22 protein-coding genes are annotated in these 21,819 nt (G+C 61.1%); 16 read left to right on the forward strand and 6 right to left on the reverse strand.

From position 1 onward, the window contains the following. The first annotated feature begins 94 nt into the window (after nt 1-94). On the forward strand, nt 95-1,126 hold the full coding sequence (locus tag KF841_15220; protein ID MBX3396706.1) for a tyrosine-type recombinase/integrase: 1,032 nt from the start codon (nt 95-97) through the stop codon (nt 1,124-1,126). Between the two features lie 77 nt (nt 1,127-1,203). Further along, complete coding sequence (locus KF841_15225; GenBank protein ID MBX3396707.1) at nt 1,204-1,416, forward strand: hypothetical protein; 213 nt, start codon at nt 1,204-1,206, stop codon at nt 1,414-1,416. On the opposite strand, the gene KF841_15230 is transcribed toward KF841_15225, so the two are convergent. The 4 genes from KF841_15230 to KF841_15245 all read right to left on the reverse strand — a co-directional run bounded on the left by KF841_15230 (nt 1,398) and on the right by KF841_15245 (nt 5,503). Next, nucleotides 1,398-1,619, reverse strand: a complete 222-nt coding sequence (locus KF841_15230; GenBank protein MBX3396708.1) for a hypothetical protein — start codon at nt 1,617-1,619, stop codon at nt 1,398-1,400. The two genes, KF841_15225 and KF841_15230, sit on opposite strands and share 19 nt — an antisense overlap. After that, complete coding sequence (locus tag KF841_15235; protein MBX3396709.1) at nt 1,616-1,999, reverse strand: helix-turn-helix transcriptional regulator; 384 nt, start codon at nt 1,997-1,999, stop codon at nt 1,616-1,618. Before KF841_15235 ends, KF841_15230 begins: the two co-directional genes overlap by 4 nt. Before the next feature lie 356 nt (nt 2,000-2,355). Next, complete coding sequence (locus KF841_15240; protein MBX3396710.1) at nt 2,356-2,784, reverse strand: hypothetical protein; 429 nt, start codon at nt 2,782-2,784, stop codon at nt 2,356-2,358. 52 nt (nt 2,785-2,836) lie between these two features. Then, on the reverse strand, nt 2,837-5,503 hold the full coding sequence (locus KF841_15245) for a relaxase domain-containing protein (GenBank protein ID MBX3396711.1): 2,667 nt from the start codon (nt 5,501-5,503) through the stop codon (nt 2,837-2,839). A gap of 505 nt (nt 5,504-6,008) precedes the next feature. Between KF841_15245 and KF841_15250 the strand changes: the two genes are divergently transcribed. From KF841_15250 to KF841_15285, 8 genes are all read left to right on the forward strand, one after another. Then, the gene (locus KF841_15250) at nt 6,009-6,221 is read left to right on the forward strand and encodes a hypothetical protein (GenBank protein ID MBX3396712.1); all 213 of its coding nucleotides are present in this window, start codon (nt 6,009-6,011) and stop codon (nt 6,219-6,221) included. A gap of 58 nt (nt 6,222-6,279) precedes the next feature. Continuing rightward, nucleotides 6,280-6,684 (forward strand): hypothetical protein, encoded by a 405-nt coding sequence (locus KF841_15255; protein MBX3396713.1) that lies wholly within the window; start codon nt 6,280-6,282, stop codon nt 6,682-6,684. A 67-nt stretch (nt 6,685-6,751) separates the two neighbouring features. Next, a complete protein-coding gene (locus KF841_15260) occupies nt 6,752-7,000 on the forward strand; it encodes a hypothetical protein (GenBank protein ID MBX3396714.1) in 249 nt (82 codons plus the stop codon). Beyond that, nucleotides 6,997-7,230, forward strand: a complete 234-nt coding sequence (locus KF841_15265) for a hypothetical protein (GenBank protein ID MBX3396715.1) — start codon at nt 6,997-6,999, stop codon at nt 7,228-7,230. The genes KF841_15260 and KF841_15265 overlap by 4 nt, the downstream gene beginning before the upstream one ends. Nucleotides 7,231-7,475: 245 nt before the next feature. Continuing rightward, nucleotides 7,476-7,976, forward strand: a complete 501-nt coding sequence (locus KF841_15270; GenBank protein MBX3396716.1) for a hypothetical protein — start codon at nt 7,476-7,478, stop codon at nt 7,974-7,976. Beyond that, a complete protein-coding gene (locus KF841_15275) occupies nt 7,963-8,307 on the forward strand; it encodes a hypothetical protein (protein ID MBX3396717.1) in 345 nt (114 codons plus the stop codon). The genes KF841_15270 and KF841_15275 overlap by 14 nt, the downstream gene beginning before the upstream one ends. A gap of 282 nt (nt 8,308-8,589) precedes the next feature. After that, nucleotides 8,590-9,228 (forward strand): hypothetical protein, encoded by a 639-nt coding sequence (locus KF841_15280; GenBank protein ID MBX3396718.1) that lies wholly within the window; start codon nt 8,590-8,592, stop codon nt 9,226-9,228. Between the two features lie 308 nt (nt 9,229-9,536). Then, entirely contained in the window at nt 9,537-10,193 is a 657-nt protein-coding gene (locus KF841_15285) for a hypothetical protein (GenBank protein MBX3396719.1), read from the forward strand. Here the strand turns inward: KF841_15285 and KF841_15290 are convergent. Then, nucleotides 10,185-10,427 carry a hypothetical protein gene (locus tag KF841_15290; protein MBX3396720.1) on the reverse strand — a complete coding sequence of 81 codons (243 nt, stop codon included), beginning with the start codon at nt 10,425-10,427 and terminating at the stop codon, nt 10,185-10,187. The genes KF841_15285 and KF841_15290 overlap by 9 nt on opposite strands. Nucleotides 10,428-11,311: 884 nt before the next feature. Between KF841_15290 and KF841_15295 the strand changes: the two genes are divergently transcribed. The 3 genes from KF841_15295 to KF841_15305 all read left to right on the forward strand — a co-directional run bounded on the left by KF841_15295 (nt 11,312) and on the right by KF841_15305 (nt 13,265). Then, complete coding sequence (locus KF841_15295; protein MBX3396721.1) at nt 11,312-11,992, forward strand: ParA family protein; 681 nt, start codon at nt 11,312-11,314, stop codon at nt 11,990-11,992. 14 nt (nt 11,993-12,006) lie between these two features. Then, nucleotides 12,007-12,306 carry a hypothetical protein gene (locus KF841_15300; protein ID MBX3396722.1) on the forward strand — a complete coding sequence of 100 codons (300 nt, stop codon included), beginning with the start codon at nt 12,007-12,009 and terminating at the stop codon, nt 12,304-12,306. A gap of 101 nt (nt 12,307-12,407) precedes the next feature. Then, entirely contained in the window at nt 12,408-13,265 is an 858-nt protein-coding gene (locus KF841_15305) for a replication protein (protein MBX3396723.1), read from the forward strand. A 359-nt stretch (nt 13,266-13,624) separates the two neighbouring features. Here KF841_15305 and KF841_15310 read toward each other — a convergent pair whose 3' ends face one another. Continuing rightward, the gene (locus KF841_15310; GenBank protein ID MBX3396724.1) at nt 13,625-14,560 is read right to left on the reverse strand and encodes a hypothetical protein; all 936 of its coding nucleotides are present in this window, start codon (nt 14,558-14,560) and stop codon (nt 13,625-13,627) included. A 176-nt stretch (nt 14,561-14,736) separates the two neighbouring features. On the opposite strand from KF841_15310, the gene KF841_15315 reads away from it, so the two are divergent. From KF841_15315 to KF841_15325, 3 genes are all read left to right on the forward strand, one after another. Next, nucleotides 14,737-14,958 (forward strand): helix-turn-helix transcriptional regulator, encoded by a 222-nt coding sequence (locus tag KF841_15315; GenBank protein MBX3396725.1) that lies wholly within the window; start codon nt 14,737-14,739, stop codon nt 14,956-14,958. A gap of 58 nt (nt 14,959-15,016) precedes the next feature. Then, nucleotides 15,017-15,715 (forward strand): HNH endonuclease, encoded by a 699-nt coding sequence (locus KF841_15320; GenBank protein MBX3396726.1) that lies wholly within the window; start codon nt 15,017-15,019, stop codon nt 15,713-15,715. A 307-nt stretch (nt 15,716-16,022) separates the two neighbouring features. Then, nucleotides 16,023-21,740, forward strand: coding sequence for a DEAD/DEAH box helicase family protein (locus KF841_15325; GenBank protein ID MBX3396727.1), 5,718 nt, complete (start codon nt 16,023-16,025; stop codon nt 21,738-21,740). Nucleotides 21,741-21,819 lie beyond the last annotated feature (79 nt).

Here is a 21,819-nt window from a genome sequence, read left to right on the forward strand (position 1 = left end):
CATACTTATGGTAGACAAAGGACGTTATACCCCCGTAGTTAACGGGCAGGGGGCGCGTTTACGAATTGGCAACCCATAGCGGCATGGAGGTCGCTTGAGTGACAAGGACATCATTCCACATCCCAACCGGTCGTTGACCCCATCCCTCGACGCGGGCAAGCCGCCGGCGATCATCGCTCAGGCCAGCGCGAACGCGCAGTTCGCCTACACCGAGTTCTTCGGCGACGAGATCGGCAACGATTATACACGCAAGGCGTATCGCCACGCCGTGCATCGGTTCCTGTTGTGGTGCGAGGACAATGGCTTTGAACTGACCCGCATCCCGCCGGGCAGCGTCGGCCAGTACATTCGAACACTTCAAACCACCGAAGGCAAGCCGGCGTCGAAGCCGACCTGCAAATTGCATCTGGCGGCGATTCGCAAGTTTTTTGACACGCTCGTACAGCGGCACGCGATTGTGTTGAACCCGGCTGCGTCGGTGCGCGGGCCGAGGGTGAGCAACGTCACCGGCAAGACGCCGGCGACCGATCCGGCCAGCGCCGGAGTGTTGCTGCGGTCCATCGACGTAGGCAACATTGTTGGCCTGCGCGACCGGGCGATCCTCGCCATCATGATGTACACCGCCTGCAGGGTTGGCGCCGTCGCCAAGCTCCGCCGCCGTGACTTCTATACCGACGGCAGGCAGTGGTACCTGCGCTTCGACGAGAAAGGCGGACACCAGCGCGACATCCCGTGCCGCCACGACTTGCAAGGCTTCGTCCAGGAATATATCGACGCACTCGGCGACTCGCTGGATGCCGACGGGCCATTGTTCCGCTCTGCGCTTGGCCGCACGCGGCAACTCACGGCGTGGGCGTGCCAGAGCAAGGACATCCACCGCATGGTCAAACGACGCCTCAAGACTGCCGGACTGCCGACGATTTTGACGTGCCATTCGTTTCGGGCGACGACGGCGACTGATCTGCTTGAACAGGGCGTGCCGATCGAGGACGTGCAACAGTTGCTCGGCCATGCCGACCTGCGCACGACGCGACTCTACGACCGTCGCGACCGCAAGGTCACGCGGAATATCGTCGAGCGGATTTCGATCAAGGCGGAAGGCAGTTCCGATTCGACGCAGTCGTGATGACACTTGTCAAGGTCGTCCGGCGGCGCTATCAATGTGGCCCTCACCCATTGCAATAATTGTCAACAGGAACCCGCATGACCCAGCCCAGCCCGCTCCACCTTGCCAACAGCGCCCAACAGATGGCACGCCTCGCGCCGAAAACCGACGCCGTTGTCTTCAACAAGGTGGCGATGGTCTGCATGGGCGTCATGGCCGCGGCTGCGGTGGTGCAGATGCTTCAGCCGCTGTTGCGGGAGTTGAATCGCAGGCACGACCGGCACGAAGGTCGTCACGGTCGCGGTCGATGACGATTGCAGTTTACAGCCATCCAACCGCCAATCAGAACGCCGGCGAATGCCGAGATTAACAGGACGGACGTGGAATCAAGCCAGCCGGCGTAAAGCAGCAATGAACCGGGCATCCCGTAGATTGCCGCCGTCCCGCCCACCAGCCCGATGCAGAATTCCTGCACCGGCCCGGTCTTCGGCTCTTCGAGTTCATCCCACGTCATAGCGTCGCCTTCGCATCGTCGGTGAGCGCATCGGCGATTCGGCCGACCAGTTCTCTGACCTGATTGCGGGCGGCGCGGGAACGGATGCGATTGAATTCGGCGAGCAGCGCTGCCGCGCCGTAGGGATGCCAAGGCGGCTCGCCCGTCAACGGCCTGTCCGTCGCGCCGTCGCGGTACAGCGCATCGACCGAACATTGAATCAGGTCCGCCAGTTGGAGCAGTTGGTCGCAATCAAGGCCGGCACGGCCGCATTCGTAATTGCGGTAGGTCTTCAATGCGACGCCGATGTGGGCGGCCGCGGCGCGCTCGGACAGTCCGGCGAGATGACGATGATGCCGGAGATTACAGCCGATAAGCGTGTTGAGACTGCCGCGTTGCATGACGACCCCGCTTTGGTGTGCGTTCTGTTCGTTTGCATCCCGCCGGTGTCTTTCGGCGGAGTGCCGGGAGTCGAAAACGCCGCATACGGGCGCAGGCTGATTCCCCTTGCGGGTCTTGTATTCACCCACTCCCGACGCGGACAGCGCGGAAGCAGGGCTTGAGATACGAGCCTGCTCGTGAAGTGATCGTAGTATGCGGGATTTCGGCCCCTCGGAATAATTCATAATCCAGTGGAATTCGTAAGTCAAAGGATTCTGCGATGGCGCGTGTTCACGCGTGGATTCGTAAGTCAGTACACCGACTTGCATCGAATTGGAATGGTTGCATGAAGGATCGCTCGGCGATCAGCCGCACTTCATTCAATGGCGTCAATGACCGTGTCACCCTCGTTTGCCGTCATGTTTTCACGGTGGTCGGCTTCGCGGACCCAGGGGACGCGGTGGCGGGTGATGCCCTCGAAGAGGCGGACGTTCGGACGAACTTCGGCGTTGAGATTGCGGCCCTTCAGGCGGATCTTCTGGCCGAGGACGTGCAGCGTGATGCCTTCGCCTGGGTCGTACTCGGCCTTTTCGAGGTAGCCATAGCCGATGGCGGTGATGCTGCCGTCTTTCTTTCGCAATTCCAGCATGATGGCGCGGTCGCGGATGCCGCGCAGATGTCCGAACGCGCCGAGGTCGTCGGGCGATTCGGGGTCCGCGTTCTGTGCACTGTCGGTCGCATTGCGATGCTCGGACAGATTCTCGACGGCGCGGCCGGTGTAGCGTTTGAGGATGCTGTCGGTCATGGCGTAGGCCCTGTTTCGTTCGGGATGCGATGGCTCACCTTGTGATGATTCATCAGGCCAACTCCCGTTGCGGCTCTGCGACGCGCGGCGGTTCCGGCTCGCGCGGACGGAGGGATTCCAGGCGGTGCAGCGTTGCCGCGCGCTGGCGCAGCGTGGATGGAGTCGGAGGTTGCGCATTCATGCCCCGACCGGCTACGAACTCCGTCGCCGACAGTCGCTCGTCGGACCGGTCAACCGCTTCGAGCAACGCTTCTTTGTCGTCGGTGTAGACAGTCACCCCTTCCCTGCCCCGGCTGGCCGAGACGTAGAACTGTTCGCGGCTCGATGCCGGAAACGACTGCGACGACTGGCCAATGAAGACACGGTGTACGGTCTTGCCCTGGCTGGCGTGGCTGGTCACGACGTAACCGTGCGACAGGTGCCCGTAGTTGCGGGCGACTTTCCAGCCGTTGGAAAGGACGATGTTGCCGCGCTCGTCGAACTTTTTCACCGTGAAAATCGCGCCGTTGTTGAGCCGATGCCGGTCGTCCAGCGTTTTGCCGTTGCGCGTGACGCGCACCGCGTCGCCGGGAGCGAGCGGCAGGATGCTCGGACGGTAGACCTGATACTTGGCAGCTTCACTGATTGGCGCGGGGCCGTCGCCGAGGATGACGCGCTCACCTTTTTTGAAGCCCTTCGCGTTCTGATGGAATACCAGCACGTCGCCGGCGTTGAGGTTCACCGGGTCGGCCCGCTCGGCTTCCGTGAGGTTCGCGCTTTCGAGGACGACAAGGCGGCGCTCGCCGTCGCCGAGTCTGCCCAGTTGCTTGAGCCGGCCACGGATTTCGTCGGTGATCCACTCGCCTTCGAGATGTGTCGGCGATACCACCAGTGCCGTCTTGCCGGTTTCGACGGCATTGACGTAATCGCTGGCCAATAGCTTGTACCGCTCGGTCTCATTCACTTCCCGAATCCAGCCGAGCCGGTCCAGTTGCTCGAAGCCTTCGGCGGTGCGGCCATCGGAGAGCGCCTTCACCGCGTCCTTGTATGCGCCACTCTGCCGCCGGATGTCGCGGATTTCGGCGGGAATCAGGCCCGCTTCGTCTTCGAGCAACCGCAGCGCCGCGCCGCGCTCGACGCTGCCGTGCTGTCGCGTGTCCCCGGAGAGAATGACGCGCGCGTCGATGTGTTTGGCCAGGTCGAAGACCTTTGCCATCTGCCGAGTACCCAGTAATCCCGCCTCGTCAATCCAGAGGACATTGCCCGCAGCATCGCGCTGCAAATCCTGATCGACCAGCAGCCGCGCCACCGTGTCGGCATCGGCGAAGCCCTCGTTTCGCAGCACGCCGCGGCTGGCATCGGCCGACGGCGCGAAGGTGAACACACGCTTGCCGTTTGCCTCAATCGCTTCGACCGCCTCCTGCATCATCGTCGTCTTGCCGGTGCCAGCCACGCCGCGAATGAGAATCACTCGGTCCGGCGTTTGCAACACATGCAGGACAGCTTGCCGCTGTTCGGTATTGAGCCAATCGCGTTTGAATTCGTGCGATGCCGTTCCGAGTCGGCGGCAAGTTCCCCTGCCCTTGCGCGCGAAGTCAATCATGCCGCGCTCTTCGTCGAGCACGGCATTCGTCGTCGCCAGCGTCCGCCCGTCGCGATTGGCGATAATCAGCCCCTGCCCTTTGAGCTTGCTCTCAACGTTCGCGAGTGTCGCGTCGCCGACGGAACGCTTGAGCGCTTCGGCCATGAGCCTGCGCTCGGGAACGACCGAACTGCGCTCGAAGCAGTGCTCGACCGCCTTCTCTGCCGCGTCGCTCGCCACGCGGTCGTCTTCGGGGAGTGCGTCGCCGCCGATGCGATCGCGGACATTCCGCAGGGCGTCCCATTCGTCCGGGTCGAGGCGAGATTTCCAGTTGTCCTGCAATTCGGCCAGGGTCATGTCCTTCTGCTTCTTCTCGCGTGTCTTCGCGCCCAGCTCACCCTTGGCTTCCGCATCCGTGATGCCGCGTTCGCGAGCCTCTTTCTCAATCAATGCCGTCCGCCGCGAGAACTTTTCGAGCGCCGACGACGGCAGCCCGGATAGCTCCCAGCCCTTCTTGCTACGTTCAGTTTGAAGCCCGAGTTCCTCCAGCCTCCTTGCCAGCCGCGAATGAAACACCGCCTCGAAGAACGGAGCGTCGCGCTTCAGATCGGCAAACTGACCGGCTTTCCATCGAGCCTCTTCATCGTCCCAAGTCGTGTTGAATACGAAGCAGTGTGCATGCAGGTGCGGATCAGGGATACCATCCACCGGGCGGGCCGTCGTGTGCACGAATTCGCCCCACACCATGTTGCCGGTCGTGCGGTCCTCGTTTCGGCCTTGCGACCGCACGCGGGTTTTCATTTCCGCTTCGATGTCCTGCATCGTCGCATCGACCGACGCGCGGAATGCGTCAAGGATGCGCTCATCCTGCGTCAGGCCGTAAACCAGCGACGCGCTCTTGGGCACATGGAAGTTGAAGTCGTAGCCGACGCGGCGCTGTGTCCGTTGTCGCGGCGTCAGCGTGTCTCCGGTATTCGGGTCGCGGTTGTCGCACAGCGCGTCCCAGTCGTACTTGCGTACTTCGCCTTCAAGCCCGAGACGCTTCGCCCCCTCGCCTCGCCAGATGCCGGCCAGCTCATGGCCTTCAGTGTAATAGTCGGCCGTCGAGTAGTAACTCTTCGCGCCGGCAGCGTTCGTGTTCAGTGTGATCCGTAGCATGAATTTCAGTTCGCGGGGGGAGTCATAGATAGCAAACGTACATACACAAGAATGCTCACGGTCTGCAAGCACCCCGTGCAACAAAATGGCATCCGTATCGAAGTGACACGCAGATGACGCAGTCCGCCATGGCTCGCGAATCTGGATTGCATTTGCGCCGTGCCTGCCATGCAAGCGCGGCCATGCGGTTGCACTCCTTGCCAATGTGTCGCTGCACCTTTGGCTAACTGTTTTCGTCTCGACGTGAACGAATTGCCCGCTGTTTGTCACGTCCCCTCTTCGCATCTTCGTGCCGTCCCGCCACATGCGGCCTTCTTGATGGACACGTAAAGCCGCCGCCGGTCCCGTCAAACAGAAAATCGTTTCCCCCTAAAGGGGACCCACCATTTTCAGTTTGACCGGTGCGCTATCGCTTGGCTTCGCCCCCGGCTGCAAGCGGCTTTTTGAGTCGTGCCATCAGGCCGCGATGGTCGCGGCCGGACACTTAGATAAGAGGAGACGAATCATGTCAGACAGCAAGAACAATCCGAAGTCCACGCCGAAAGCGCCGACGCACATTGCCTACCAGGTGCGCGATCGCGAAGGCGGCAAGGGATTCTGGACCCGCATCGGGGCCGCGTGGGCGCACGCCGACAGCAACGGCTTCAACATCCAGATCGAATGCGTGCCGCTCGACGGCCGCATCACCCTGCGTGTCGCTACAGACACCAAAGAGTAATTGTCACAACGGGGCGGGTTCTTGCAGCCCGCCCCCTTTGCATCGAAAGGCATTTGATATGACTGACCATCGCACACTGACACACGCCGATCTGCGGCAATTCACCGGCGATCTGAAACGATACCGCCACTGGGCGACCCGCAGTGTCATCTACACGCCCGGCATTCAATTCCTGGCCGAAACGGGCGGCGCATACTGGCTCATTGACGAAATCGTATTTGCGCTCGGCTCAAAGCACCTGCAACGGCGGTTCGAGGCCGATCCACGGGCAGCGGAAATGCTGTTCTGGACTCTGCGAGTCAGCCCCGACGCCAGCGCTACGCTTGCGGCCGTGGTCGATCAGGATGAACCGCCCGTTTTCCAGAAGCAAATCTCGTTTACCGATTTCCCGCTTGACCAAGTGGACATTTGGTCGGCGTGCGACGGCGTGGTCTGGACGCTCTATCTGCCGAGCGAGCATTGATGTCCGCACGTTTTCCACAACCGGGACGCGGCATGACGCCGTTCCCAATTCTCGAAAGGACTTGACCATGAACCACTCGCCCACCAACTCCGACCGCGCCCGCTGGGCCGCGAATGCGCTCGCCGTCTTCACCGCCGAGACCTACGGCGGCGACCATCCCGACACGATGGATCGCGGCGACCTCGAAACCGCCATCAGCGACCTCGTCGCGGACCTGCTTCACTTCGCCGACCGGCACGGATTCGACACCGACGAAATCCTGCGCAGCGCGAATTTCCACTTCGAGGCCGAGCTGGCCGAGGAGGCGCTGCCATGACCAACGTCAACTGCCTGCAAGGCATCGCCTGCCCGAACTGTGGCAACGATTCCGTCATCCACATCGACGTGCGTGTCCTGGCCAGAGTCACCGACGACGGCGCCGAGACCTTCGGCGACATGGAATGGGACGGCGACAGCTTCACCGAGTGCCCGCAGTGCGAGCATCGCGGCACGCTGGCCAAGTTTCGCATCAGAACCACCCAAGATGATTCAACCAAGGAGGAGTAACGACCATGAACGCATCCACCTTCATCAATCCCTTCCTCGCGGCGCGAAGTGTTCGACGGGCTCCGGTCGCATTCGTCGCATCGTTCGAGAAAGTCGTCATCGGCAAGGCCACGCTCTACCGCGCCGATTGCTTCGATGTACTACCGACGCTCTCCGGTATCGGCGCTGCCGTCACCGATCCGCCGTACGGCATCGGTTTCACCTACCGCAGTTACGACGACGCGCCGGACAAGTACGACGCTCTCATGGCGCGGCTGGTGCCTGAACTGGTCCGCGTCACCGACGACGGCCCGTGTTTCGTCTGGCAAAGCCCGCTGAAAGCGGAAAGTTGGCACCGCTACTTCCCGAGCGGATGGCGCATTATCGCGGCGTGCAAGACATATCCTCCGCGTAACGGTCGAACGCCGTGCCTCAGCTGGGACCCGGTCATCTTCTGGAGCGGCAATTCGCTGCTTCGCGACCACCTGCCGCGCGACTGGCACATGGACGACCTGCGCCCGTGGGACGGCTATCGCGGCGACAACCCCGTCCCCTGCCCCCGTCCGCTGTCGCAGGTGCGGTTCTTCTGCGATTCCATTCGTGCAACCAGCATCGTGGACCCGTTCATGGGTTCAGGCACCACCGGCGTCGCTGCCGTCATGGCCGGCAAGCGCTTCGTCGGCATCGAGCGCGACCCGGTGTATTTCAAGTATGCGTGCAAACGCATCGAGGCCGCATGGAAGGAGCGCGCTCATGCAGCCGTCTAAACCCAATGCCTATGGCGTCCTTGAGCCAAGCCTCCGCGAAGTGGTAGCGACGCGCGGCCGCGCTTTCGCTGCCGTGAATATCGCATTATGCGATGACGGCATGTACCGATTCGGCGTCGAAATGCACTACGCCTACGGCGGCTTCACCTTCCCGATTTCTATTGAAGGTCCAGGCTACGCCACAATTGATGCTGCCCGCACGGCGGCAATGGAGTGTCTTCTCCGCTCATGGCACACGCCCATCCCCTCCGACCCCGACATTGTTCGGGCGGAACTCTTCGAAATGCGGCAGCAGATCGAGGCCCGCATGAGACAGCCGAGCCTGTTCTGATTCACACACATCGCTCGCACGCGCTTTGCACGGTTCGCGCCAGGCGGGGCATCGCCTGACACGGCCCTTGCCATTGAATTCCAAGGAGAACCCTCCGGCTCAGGACCATACCGGCAGGCAGGTGCGGCGGAGCGCCTGCGGCCGGTCGCGTCGGGTCCCAGCTACCGTGAGAACCCGACGGCGACGGCCTTATACGGCAGGCGAAACCGGCGCGAGATTTCTATTTACACGCGGCGTGAAATGCGGCAGGTTCGTAGCCCCGGTCAACTACGAATCGAGAGCATGAATTCAGAGCGAAACACCGCCCGCCAGGAACCGCGAGGCGAACAACTCCTGTTCGACTGGACGCAAGTCGAGAATCGCGCGGCGAATCAGCCGGTTATGCCGCAAGCCGACCAGGCGGCCGACGTGAGTCATGCGATTGATTCAGCCGCTGTCCCCTGCCTTTCGACCACGGCCCAATCGAAGGTCAAGGAGTCACGGCCATCGGAAGCCTCGGCATCGCATGAAGCCGAGCCGATTGACGGCGACGGCTATCGGCCGAACCATCCGTGGCACTATCTTGGCGACGGCGACAACGCGCCGCCGGTGCCGTTCGATGACATCCCGCCGGCCGAGGATTACGACGGCTCCGTGGAACGGGACCTGCCCAAGCCCGCCGCCAAGCGGATCATCAAGGCGCGGCAACTTCTGGACGCCGAGCGCGGCGGATTGGAGCAGGCTCGCACTCGTTACGAAGACGTGATCACCCGCGGTGTTGAAGCCCTCAGCCGCTACGACCGCGAGATCGCCTATGGCGGCAACGACGAGCTGGCCCGTGCCGGAACGCTCGCTCTGCTCTACAACCAGATCGCCTGGCGAAAGGGACGCATCGCGTGTCTGGAGCAGCTTCAATCGAGGCCCCTCACGCGTTCTCGGTAGCACGACAAGGCGACTGTAATCCGTACACTTCAATGCCCGAATGCGGTGTTTCCAGTCGCCGTTTCCACTGAGTCACCCGGATGATTTTCACCGTGAAAATGCCAAGACGCGGGCAAGGAGGACGCTCGCCTGTATCACGAGCGGCCTTTCTCAGGCGTCGTTGTCCTAGCCGTCCGCCCGGTATTGAGCTACATGCATCACCGGCGAATTCCGATTGGAGTACTTCGCAATTCTGTACACGATAATTGTAAGTAGAATGGCCGGACAAGGATCCCCCATACTGGGAGGAAGATGGCGTGGTGCCGACAATGACGACAACGAATGACGATGATGCGCCGTACATGCTACATGCGATCCTGCCGGCGATGCACCTGCGTGACCCCGTGGGCTGTGCTGGCGTAATCTTCTGCACGACCGATCATCTCGACCAGTACGCAGTCGATCCAGCGGCGATTCGAGCAGCCGTGCAGCAGCTAGCCCGGCAATACTGCGATGATCACAGTAACGTGCTTGGACGACTGGGCTTGGAGCTGATACCGAATTCGTCCGCTGATGCCTTGATTCGGCAGGGTGTAGCACGCATGTGCCGCGATGCGGTCGCCCTCTGCTTCATTATGCGTGGCGCGAGCCTGAATTGTCATCACGAGCAGGTGTTGTCGGTCGCCAATTCCGACTTTTTCGATACCCTTCCCATTCGGCTTCGAGATCAGGGATTTATCATCCAGCGACCCGGCATGCTCGGAACGAGCAACAGCCTTGACTACTACCATCCGGCGCTGCCCACGCATCTCGGAACCCCGCGAGACAGCGGCTTTCAGCTTGACGACTATCTAATGTGCGCGTTCGACCGTGCCATTGCGAAGTACATGGCCGGTCGGCAGCGGCAGGCGCTGCGACAGGTGTTCCGCGCCACCGCCCTTGCCATGCATGCAACACGAATCCTGCCCGAAACGGAGTCAACCTAATACGACCTCGGGATTCGCATCATCGGCTGGGTCTCCGCCTTCGAGACCCTCGTCCATCGTGGCACTGGTCGTGTGGGCTTGAAAGACGTTCTTCAACTGGTCGGAAGCGTACACTGGATCGATAGACCACCGCGCAATCGAACTTCGTCGCGCCGATCCGCGATTCAACTTGGCCATAAGCGATTCGTATTCCGCGACAAAAGTGGCGTGGGTCGCGAGACGGCGGCCTGCCATTTATACCGGCGTCTTTACAATTTGCGGAACGCCGTGGCTCACGGTAATCAAGTGAAGCTGCGTGAATTCGCCGCAAATCCAAAGCGCCGTGAAGGTGGCCGTATTGACGAAGTCGCACCACTCCTGTTTCGGGGCTGCCTCTTGGAGCGGTTTCGCCAGCTTCGCATCATCGAGCGAATCCCTCGACAGGGAACCTTGACACCGAGACAGTTCCACGCCGCCATCAGAGAAACTATGAACGCATCGCATTTTGATGAGGCTCTGGCCAAGGTGCTGTTCGGACGAAACGATGAATAAAGATTCGCTTCGTTTCGCTGGAAGGCGGAGAGCAGCACGCCTGATTGCTCGGAATCATCCGTGTTCCGCAGGCGTTGCCCCTGCCCTCGGTCGCACACAACATCGGCTATCCAACGGCCAATTCCAGTCAGGCACCCGGCTGATTTTCACCGTGAAAATGGCCCAGTCAGTCGCTTGACTTGTGGCGTCAAGCGTGATGAATATCGAATCATGAATTTCCGTCAGACATCTCCCCTATCACAGCTCGTGATAGGACTTTCACCGTGAAAGACCGCCTTGCTTCGGTCATTCCCGAAATGCAGAGGTCATGCTTGCGGTCTTTCTTTCCTGCCGTCTTGCTTGCCAGCAATCTGGAAGGCTGGCAAGCAAGATTGCCATCCACCCGTCATTCGTTCCTTCGTTCCATCCCTACAGCACGAAGGCATGCCCGCCAGACAGCTTGCGGGACCGATGGAATGACAGATTGCAGGACCGACGCACAGATGGACCGACGGAAAGATTGACGGCAGTACCGCATGACGGCGGGCATTCCTGACCGACTGAAATAATGCTTGCCATCCATCCCGAAATCGTGCTAGCCATCTTGCATGATTATCGTCGTTGCAAATTCGAAGGGCGGGGTCGGCAAGTCCACCCTGGCCGTCCACCTCGCCGCATGGCTCAGCGAGCAGGGGCACCGCGTCACGCTCGCGGACTGCGACACGCAGCAGTCATCGTCCGAATGGATACGCGAGTCGCGCCCTGACATCAAGGCGGTGCGCCTCGACAATCCCGACACCATCCTCAACGAATTGCCGAACCTGGCGCAGGAGGCGGACTACGTCGTCGCCGACGGGCCGGGCAGTCAGACTGAAACGAGCAGGGCGCTTCTTCTTCGCGCCGATTTGGCGATCGTGCCGTGCAAGGCGTCGATGCTTGAAGTGAGGGCGCTCGCGAAGGCGACCGACGTGCTTCGCCAGGCGCAGGACATTCGCGCCGGCATCCCCAAGGCGGTCATCGTGCTCAGCATGGTCGGCAAGACCTACCGGCTCACCAAGGACATGAAGGACGCTGCGGCGGCTCTGTCGCTTCCGCTCGCGTCGAAGGCGCTCACGCTTCGGCAGATTTACGCCGACGCGCCGGGGCAGGGGGCCGTCGTGTGGACGATGGGCGCTCGCGCCCGCGAAGCAGCCGACGAGGTGGACAAGCTCTTCCGCGAGATTCTGCCGCAGGCGGTTCGCGACAAGGGAATCAACGTGCGCGCAAAGCGCGTCGCAGCAATATCGTAAAGAGGAGAGAGGACATGGCCGAACAGCGGCGATCATTGACCGAGGGACTTCAACAGGTTCAAGAGGCTGGCGACAAGGTCGAGAAGGCCTTCGTCTTCGGTAAGCACCAGGCCGCTCGGCCGAACGGTGATGAAACGCCGGCAACGGTTGTGAACCGCGTGCAACTCAGCACGCGCATCCGCGACGACTACTTCAAGGCACTCAAGCGCGCATCGCTCGAACGCCAGATGAATGGCATCGAGCCGAGCACGATCGTTGAAATCATCGAGGAGGCGCTCGAACCGTGGTTGAAATCGAAAGGATACCTTCGGTGAGCGAGGCTCCCGAAGTCGCGACTCAAGATGAGCTCTCGCCGACGGGAACCGAACTGACGCCGACACAGCAACGCCTCCTTCACGCCGGCAACTGGATCAAGATGATGCCGCCCGAGCGGGCCGACTTCCTGCACACGGTCATGTGCCAGGTCGGACTGCCGCGACGGCGGACCGACGCCAAGATGTTCGAGCGGCACAGCGGCCACGTCAGCATTCTGCTGGAGACCGGCAAGCTCTATGACGGGAAGGATTTTGTCGAGCAGCCGTTGCCGTATGGCACGATTCCCCGGCTGGTCATGGTGCATGTCAGTTCCGAGGCGATCCGTACCCAGCAGCGCAGCGTTGAGATCGGCGACAGCATGCGCCAGTTTCTGAACATGCTCGGCATGCAGACCAGCGGCGGAAAGCGGGGAGGGTACACGGCGCTCCGCAGGCAGATGGAAGCGCTCGCGGCTTGCCGTCTCACCATCGGCATGCACGCCGAGGGCCGCGTCGTTACGGTGGATGCCAAGCCGATCAAGCGATTCGAGGCATGGCTGCAACACGACGGTTCGCAGCGGACGCTGTGGCCGGGCGTGCTGGAGTTGTCCGAGGATTTTTTCAACACGCTGGCCGAACACGCGGTGCCGCTCGACTTCCGCGCGCTCGCAGCGCTGCGGCATTCGTCGCTCGGACTCGACGTGTACACATGGCTCGCCCACCGGCTCTGCCGCGTGAATAACGCCAACGGCGTCATGCTCAGCTGGGAGAATCTCCGCGACCAGTTCGGCCAGGAATACCACACGTCGAAGGATTTTAAGAAGGAGTTCCGGCAGGTACTGCGACAAGTGTGCGTCGTCTATCCCGACGCAAGAATCGAGGAAGTGATCGGCGGCCTACGACTCTACCCGTCGCCGCCGCCATTACCTCCGACAACCGTCAGCATGATGTTGCCTTCCGGCAACACCCCCTGTGGATAACTCTCATGAACCGAGAAGTTATCCACGCTGAATCGTCCCCCCTTGGTGCGCTGAATTGCCCCCCCGTCCGACCCGGTATATGCGCTGAATCACCCCCCCGTAAAACCTATAGTCTTATTACCTATAGGTTTCCTATAGTTGCGAGGCCGGAATTCGTGGAAAAGGGGAAGTAAAGGCATCCAGGAATAGCGTCAGGCAATCAGGGACCGTCGTTTATTCCGCATTAGAAGGCCGTACAGCAGCGGAAGGCCGTCTCGACAGCCCGTTCCACGCCCCGACATAAAAAGACACGCTCCTGACGCTTGTATCGCCGGGAGCGGTGTCTTCCGTTCAGTATCGAAACTGCGAGTGTCGTCAGTTCATCCAATCAGTTCGTTCACGAATGCCTGAATGTCATCACCATTGACCTGGCAGTCGCCGGACAGGTCGGCGCCGAGGATGCCGCAATCGGGATATTGTGCGGCGAATCCACCTGGATTGACGAGCGCCGTCACGAACGCGGCGGCGTCGAGACCATCCACCAGGCCGTCGCAGTTGACATCGCCGCGCACGCCGGAGGGCGCGGGGAGGGTGACAAAGCCGACATTGCCGCCAGCCGGCGACTTTTCCCACACCAACGAGAACGCGCCGGTCTGGAGATCGAACGTCCCGACGTACATCGTGGATGGCGAACCGGGCACGCGAAACGCGCCCCACAATTCATCGTTGTACATTTCAAGCCCGTTTGCTTCCATGTCGAACCCGACGTTCCCTACAGGTGTCCAACTACTCAGCGAGGGCGGATCTGCGAAGCGGTAGAGCGTGTCCGTGATACCGTCGATCGCGAACCATTCGTGAACGCCGTCGAATGCAAGGCCGCCGATATTGCTACTGCCCGTTGAAACGTTGACGGCCTCACCAACAATTTCAAAGTCGTGGTCGAGGCGTTTGATGCCGCCATCATCACCGATCGCCCACAATTGGCCGTAGGCGAAATCCAGTGAAACGATCGCGAGACCCGGCGCGCGCTGCCCGACTTCAACAAGTGTGGGCGTTCCACAAGCTGCGCCATCGACGCGCCAGAACTTCCCTTCGTTTACCGCCTGAACGGCCAATACATCGCCTGCGACGCATCCCGCGACTGTCACCCCGGCCGGAACGGTCGTCATGCCGATGATGGCTCCCGGTTGGTTGGGGAACTCTTCCACGGAACCGTTTCCGTCCGCGTTAAACCTGTAGAGCGTCGCACCGCGACTTACGAGGCACACCGGGTCGGCGAAGACCCGTTGGCCAAACGCCAAAAACACGAAACCCATCAAAATCAGATTCGAAGACCGCAGCATCCATCGACCGCGCGCGCAAGGCATTGGAAGTCCCTCCGGATGGCCCTTTAGCCGCACGCCAGCCTTTCCGTCAAGGCGTGGAGGCGACTGTTTCGAGACCATCTTATTCCAACTATAGTTGGCAGACCGGACCGATAGCAAGGGGTAGCCTGAAAAATGTGCTTGGCGACGAATTACGAAAGGAACGCCTCAGGGCCCAACTGACGCAGGAAGAACTGGCGTCCAGGGCCGGCGTGTCTCGAAATTACGTCAGCCTTCTTGAGTTGAACGAGAAATCCCCAACGGTTCAAATGCTGTTCAGGCTGTGCAAAGTCCTGAAGGTCCGGCCGTCGTCGCTGATTCAACGTGTTGAGCTAGGCGACGGGAGGTAGCCTTGCGAGCCGCCGTTTGGAAGTACAGGGCTCCCCCTGAAGGATCGGATAAATCGATATGCCAGAACGGCGACGAACAAGACCACCAAGGCAGGTTGAAAAACGCGTCTATCAGGAAGCAGGGTCGCGATGCGCGTACTGCCCCGAGGCCACTGTCGCCTCTCTCCAGATTCATCACATCGACGGCGACCCGCTGAACCACGTCTTTGAAAACCTGCTTCTGGTCTGCGCCAACTGCCATACGAAGATCACGGCAGGCACCATTAGCGCAACGACTGTCCGGGACCGGAAACGCTTGCTCATGCAAGCCGGTGCACCGCCTGTATCCATGCCCGCCGTTTCCGTATCAATCAACGCGTCTCAGTTTCAAGGCGACATCGCTCAGACGATCACCAAGATCGCTACGGGAGGACGCCCCCGTATCAAGCACCCCGACGGATCCTTGGGGGCCGACCTAAGCAAGAAGGGGTACATCGACTACCTTATAGCGCGATACTTCGAGTACCGCCAGGCGGACACGTCCTACGGACGGCACGTCGCGTTTTCGCACGGCGTGTTGCACAAGAGCATTCAGCGTAAATTCGGGCACAAGACGTTTTTCATGCCCGTCGAGTTTTTTCCGCAGCTGGTGAATTATCTGCATCAACAGATTGACAAGACGATCCAAGGCAAGCGCAACACGAAACGTGGCATCCCGAACTATCACACCTTCAACGTGCATCTGATCGAACACGATCACTCGGCCGCACGTCGATGAGTGGAGTGGACGAACCGGTCGGTACGTCGTCACCCAGGGTTTATTACGCCAGTTGTTTAACGCACTCCGGCATTCATATCAAATTCGCATTGTTTTTTGGTTGATTCCGCCGCGACGATGTGGCATGTCATGTCGCGTCCAATTTAATTCCCTTCAACATGCCCTTCCGATTACTTCGTCACCACACTGAACACACCGCAATCCCCGTCCTGATCCGGCTTCCGACGCCGGTGGGCAGGGTCGTTCACGTGCGTGCGGCCGAGCGCGCGGGCGGGCATGAATTCACGGATCGCGCGGCGTTTTGACGATGGCCCGGAAGTCGCGATCGCATTATCACACCCCATTATTGTTTTCGCTCGAGAGCGGCGACACAGCGGTTGCACTCGAAGACCCATCGCCACAACAGGAAGGAGACTCCCATGCCCTACAAGACGATCATTCTCGAACTGCTGCAAGCGAACACGAAGTTGCACGAGACGCTCCGCTGCGGTCGGATGCTGCTTCCGGTCACGGAGTCACTTGCGATAGCGCTGAAGGCGCGGCACGAGGTGCTGAAGGAGCAGCTCGCCACGACGCAAACCGGCATCGAATCGAGTCAGGCATCGAGCGCGGCGATGGAGATCGCGGTCACGGAGATGGAGAATCGTTTGCAGGCCGCGTTTCCGCCGGACGGGCAGGTGGAACTGTCGCTGGACGACGCGATGGCGTTCGTCCGAAGTCTCACGTCGCACGCCTGAAATGGTCGCGCAGCCCGACGCTTTGGGATCTACCCGGCGAAGAAACGCACGAGGATGCAATTGGACAGGCCGTCCACGGCGAGCATTCCGAATCCCAAGTCAGTTATTCGACTGAATCAAACGAACAGCATCACGCCACTCAATCCGCAATTCCCAATGACACGGCACCGGCACCCGTCGTCCAGTTCGCCGGCGGCGAAAAGGAAAAGGCACGCGACATCCTCGCCGCCATTCGCACACTGCAACAAATCGAGCGGGAGAAGCGGCCGGCATCCTTTGAGGAAAAACAAGTCCTTGCCCGGTTCCCCGGCTTTGGCCCCGTGGCCCTATCGATCTTCCCCGACCCGGTGACGGGCCGCTACAAGAACGCCGGCTGGCAGGTGCTGGGCGAGGAACTGCAAGCGTTGCTTTCGCCCGCCGAGTACGACAGCGCCAAGCGAACCACGTTCAATGCCTTCTACACGTCGCCGACCGTAATAGGCGCGATTCACGATGCAATCAAACGGCTCGGCGTGCCCGACAATGCCCAGATTCTCGAACCCGGCTGCGGCAGCGGCAACTTCATGAGCCAGGGCGGTGGCCGGCACTGCTTCATCGGCGTCGAATTAGATTCCATATCCGGCCGCATCGCCCGGGCGCTGCATCCCGAACACGACATCCGCATCGAGAACTTCCGCGACACCAAGCTGCCGGAAGGCCGCGTCGGCGCCGTTGTCGGCAACGTGCCTTTCGCCGACATCAAGCTCGAATACGACGGTAAGCGGCTGTCGTTGCACGATTATTTCCTTGCCAAGTCGGTCGATGCCCTGAATCCCGGCGGTGTCATGGCAATGGTCACGACGCATTTTACCCTCGACAAGCAGAATGCAGCCATCCGTGAGTACCTCGCCTCGAAGGCGGATTTTGTCGGCGCGATCCGCTTGCCCTCCGACGCCTTCAAGCGCGAAGGCACGAACGTCGTCACCGACATCCTTTTCTTTCGCAAACGCGCCCCCGGCGACCCGGAACATCACGCCGACCCCGACTGGCTCGGCGTCGCGCCGCTTGCGATCGACGGCCTCGAAATTCCAATCAATCGCTACTTCCTCAATCACCCGGAGATGGTGCTGGGCGACTGGAGCCGTAAGGACACGCTTTACGGCGGGGAAGGGTACAGCGTCCGTGGCAACGGCGACCTCACCGCGAAACTCAAGGACGCGATCCGCCAATTGCCGGAATTCGCGCCGACCCATACGGATCATGCGACTGAGAAGCACGCCCCGGAGTTCACGCCGCCGCCACCCGAGAAGCATATCAACGAAGGCAGCTTCTTCGTCGGAGCGGATCAGGCGATCAATCAGCTTGTTAGCCGCCAGGCCGTGCCGGTCGTGTACGGCGGGAAGACACTCAAGGCAACCGGCGCGCTGACCGGCCGCAGAATGGCCGCACTGATCGGGCTGCGCGACTGCGCGAGACGCGTGCTTCAATCGCAAAACGAAGACTGGCCGGTCGAGCATCGCGACGAAGCGCGGCGCGAACTCAATCGCGTGTACGACCGTTTCGTCCGTGCCTACGGCCCGATTAACAAAACGACGTTCGGCGAGACCCGCGACGGCAGCGTCATCCGTCGTCGGCCCAACCTCGTGAAATTCATCGAAGACCCCGACGCGATGCTTGTCATGTCGCTGGAAGAGTATGACGAAGTCACCGGCAAGGCTGCCAAGGCCGCGATCATGACCAAGGACGTGGTCGGCCGGACGCCCCCCGTGACGAACGTCGCCAGCGCCGAGGAGGGATTGCTCGTTTCACTCAACCAACGGGGCAGGGTAGACCTGCCGTTCATCGCCGAGTTGTACGACAAGCCCGAACAGCAAATCATCGAAGAACTAGGCGATTTGATCTACCGCGACCCCGAATCGAAGCAGTGGAAGACGGCCGACGAGTACCTGTCAGGCAACGTCCGGCACAAGCTGGCCGTTGCCGAAAAGGCCGGGCCGACATTCGCACGAAACGCCGAGGCATTGCGCCGCGTGCAGCCCGAGGACGTGCTTCCCGGCGACATCGACGCCAATCTCGGCGCGCCGTGGATACCCGCGTCCGACATCCAGGCGTTCGCAGCCCAGTTGTTTCACGTTTCCCCGGAGGCCGTGCCCGTCGCGCATCTTGAGAAGGACGCGGTGTGGAGCTTCGACGCAGGTTACGCCGCCAAGCAATCCGTCGCCGCCACGTCTGATTACGGCACCGAACGCGCAAACGGCACATGGCTGCTGGAACTCGCACTCAACATGAAGTCGCCGACCATCTACGACGTGATTGACCGCGGCGACAAGGAAGAACGCGTCGTCAATCAGGAAGAGACGATGGCTGCCCGCGAGAAGCAGAAGCAGATCAAGGAGCGCTTCCGCGCCTGGGTGTTCACCGACCACGAACGCACCGAGCGGCTGGTCCGCATCTATAACGACACATACAACAACCTCCGTCCGCGCCTCTTCGACGGCTCGCACCTCGACTTCCCCGGCATGAACCAGACGATCCAATTGCGCCCGCATCAAACGGCGGCCGTCTGGCGCGGCATGAGTTCCGGCAACACGCTGCTAGCCCACGTCGTTGGCGCCGGCAAGACGTTCACGATGGCCGCGACAGGCATGAAGATGAAGCAGGCCGGACTCATCAAGAAACCGATGTACGTCGTGCCCAATCACCTGCTGGAGCAGTTCTCTCGCGAGTTCATGCAGCTCTACCCGAACGCGAAATTGCTCGTCGCCACCAAGGAAGACCTGCGCCGCGACCGCCGCAAGCTGCTGACTGCCAAGATCGCCAGTGGCGATTGGGATGGCATACTCGTGACGCATTCTTCGTTCGAGCGGATCGGCATGTCGCGGGATTACCAGGAGGAGTTCCTCGTTGAGCAGATCGCCGAGTACGACCAGTTGCTGATCGAACACGCCGCCGCCAAGGGATCGAATCGCAACATCATCAAGCAGATCGAGAAACAGAAGGCGGCGCGGGTCGAGCGGCTGAAGAAGTTGCTCGCCCAGGAGAAGAAGGACGACGGACTCGTGTTCGACGAATTGGGCGTCGATCATGTGTTCATCGATGAAGCGCATTATTTCAAAAATCTGGAGACGCCGACCAAGATGGACCGGGTCGCCGGCATTCAGACCGGCGGCAGTGAGCGCGCTTTCGACGTGTTCATGAAGGCGAGCTACCTGGGCGAGCAGCATCCCGGCCACGGCGTCACGTTCGCCACCGGCACGCCGGTCTCGAACACGATGGTCGAGATGTACACCATGCAGCGATTCCTTGACCCGGCCGGGTTGGAGAGCAGGGGCCTGGAACACTTCGACGCATGGGCGGCCACGTTCGGGGAAGTCATTGACACGATGGAGATTTCACCGGACGGCGCTTCGCTTCGGCCGCGCAGCCGGTTCGCCAAGTTCACTAACCTGCCGGAATTGCAGCAGATGTTCCGGGCCTTCTCCGACGTGCAGACAGCAGAAATGCTGAAACTCCCGACGCCGAAACTGGAAACCGGCAAGGCGATCGTCGTCGCCTGCCCCATGTCTGACGAACAGCACGCACTACAGGACGAGCTGGTCAAGCGGTATGAACGACTACGAAGGGACAAGGTGGACCCGCGCGAGGACAACGCGCTGGCCATCACGACCGACGGCCGCAAGCTGGCCCTCGATGCGCGGATGCTGTCGGCCACCGCACCCGACTTCCCCGGATCGAAGATCAACCGACTGGTCGAGAACGTCCACGACATCTGGCAGCGTACCGCCGACACGCGCGGCACGCAGATGATCTTCTGCGACATGGGCGTGCGTACGACGCCGTGGGGCTACTCGGCATATGACGACGTGACAGAAAAACTGATCGCTGCAGGCATCCCGCGCGAGCAGATTGCCGCCATCGGCGATGCCGATTCCGATGCCAAGAAACAGGCACTCTTCGAGAAAGTCCGTAACGGCTCCGTCCGCGTTTTAGTCGGCAGCACGCAGAAGATGGGCACCGGCACGAACGTTCAGCAGCGACTTGTCGCTTTGCACCATCTTGATGCCCCGTGGAAGCCGGCGGAAGTGGAGCAAAGGGAAGGCCGCATCCTCCGCCAGGGCAACACGAACGAAGAGGTTGCTGTCTATCGCTACGTCACCGAAGGCTCGTTCGACGCCTACATGTGGCAGGCCCTTGAAACCAAAGCCCGATTCATCGGCCAGGTCATCACCGGCGACAACGCTGCCCGCCGGGCCGAGGATGTCGGGGGGCAGGAACTTTCATACGCGGAAGTGAAGGCCATAGCCTCCGGCAACCCGGCGGTGCTGACGCTGGCTGAAGCCGACGCCGAGTTGCAGCGGCTAGCGCTTCTCAAAAAGAACCACGTCGATGAGCAGTACATCGCCCGCCGCAGCGTACGGGACTTGCCAGAGAGAATCGCCCGGCTCAACGAGCGGATATCCAAGCTCACGGCCGACCAATCGACCGCCGTCGCCCATGCCCGCGACCCGGTTATGATCAACAGGCGAGAGTATGCGAAGGACGAGGCCGTCGCTGCGCTGGGCGCGCAGTTGGACAAACTCCCGCGCGACGTGCGTGAAGAGCAGCGATTCCCGATCGGCACGTATCGCGGCCTGCGCTTCGGACTCGTGCTGCACCGGGACTTCGCGCCCGATGCGTACATTGAGGGGGAGACAACGCGCGACGACCGACTCATTCGCGGCAGCCACGGCCCGCGCGCTGTACTTAACGCTCTGGAGCGGCTGTGCAACGCCTACGGCAACGAGATTGCCGGTGTGAGGCAGGACCTGTCCATCGCCGAGTCCCAGCTACGGGATTACCAGCACCGGATCGGAAAGCCGTTCGTCCACGAGCCATACCAAACTGAATTGGCCGCACTGCGCGACCGGCTCAAGGCGAGCCTCGCCGGTATTCCATCGCACGTCGGCAGTGACGCATCACCTGATCCCGCTTCCGAGCCGCCGCTTTCGACCGCCGAACTGGCCGAGCGTATCAAGGCGCTCAAAGCCGCCCACACCATCGACGCCGCTCCCGTACGCACCACCACCCGCCGCCTCGACGCCGAGGTACCCGTCACGGCCCGTATCCGCCGACGCTCGGCTGATCTTTCTACCGAACCAGTACCGCCCGACGATGCCGCTGCCGATTTCCATCCGAATGACTTCAAGTTGAGCACTCATTCCGACCTACCGTCCAAAGTTCACGAGAACTTGGACGGAACAATTCGCCTTCTGCAACAGCGGCGGTCGGAGCGTCCCGCAACACCTTCTCAACCCTGGAAACGCAGATGAATGGTCCGAAATGATGTCTTGCCCCCTTGTCGGCGTTGCGGAAACGTGAAATTCAACGTTCTATGGGAGCACAACATCT

It is taken from the genome of Phycisphaerae bacterium (genome assembly GCA_019636475.1).
Taxonomy (GTDB): domain Bacteria; phylum Planctomycetota; class Phycisphaerae; order UBA1845; family UTPLA1; genus JADJRI01.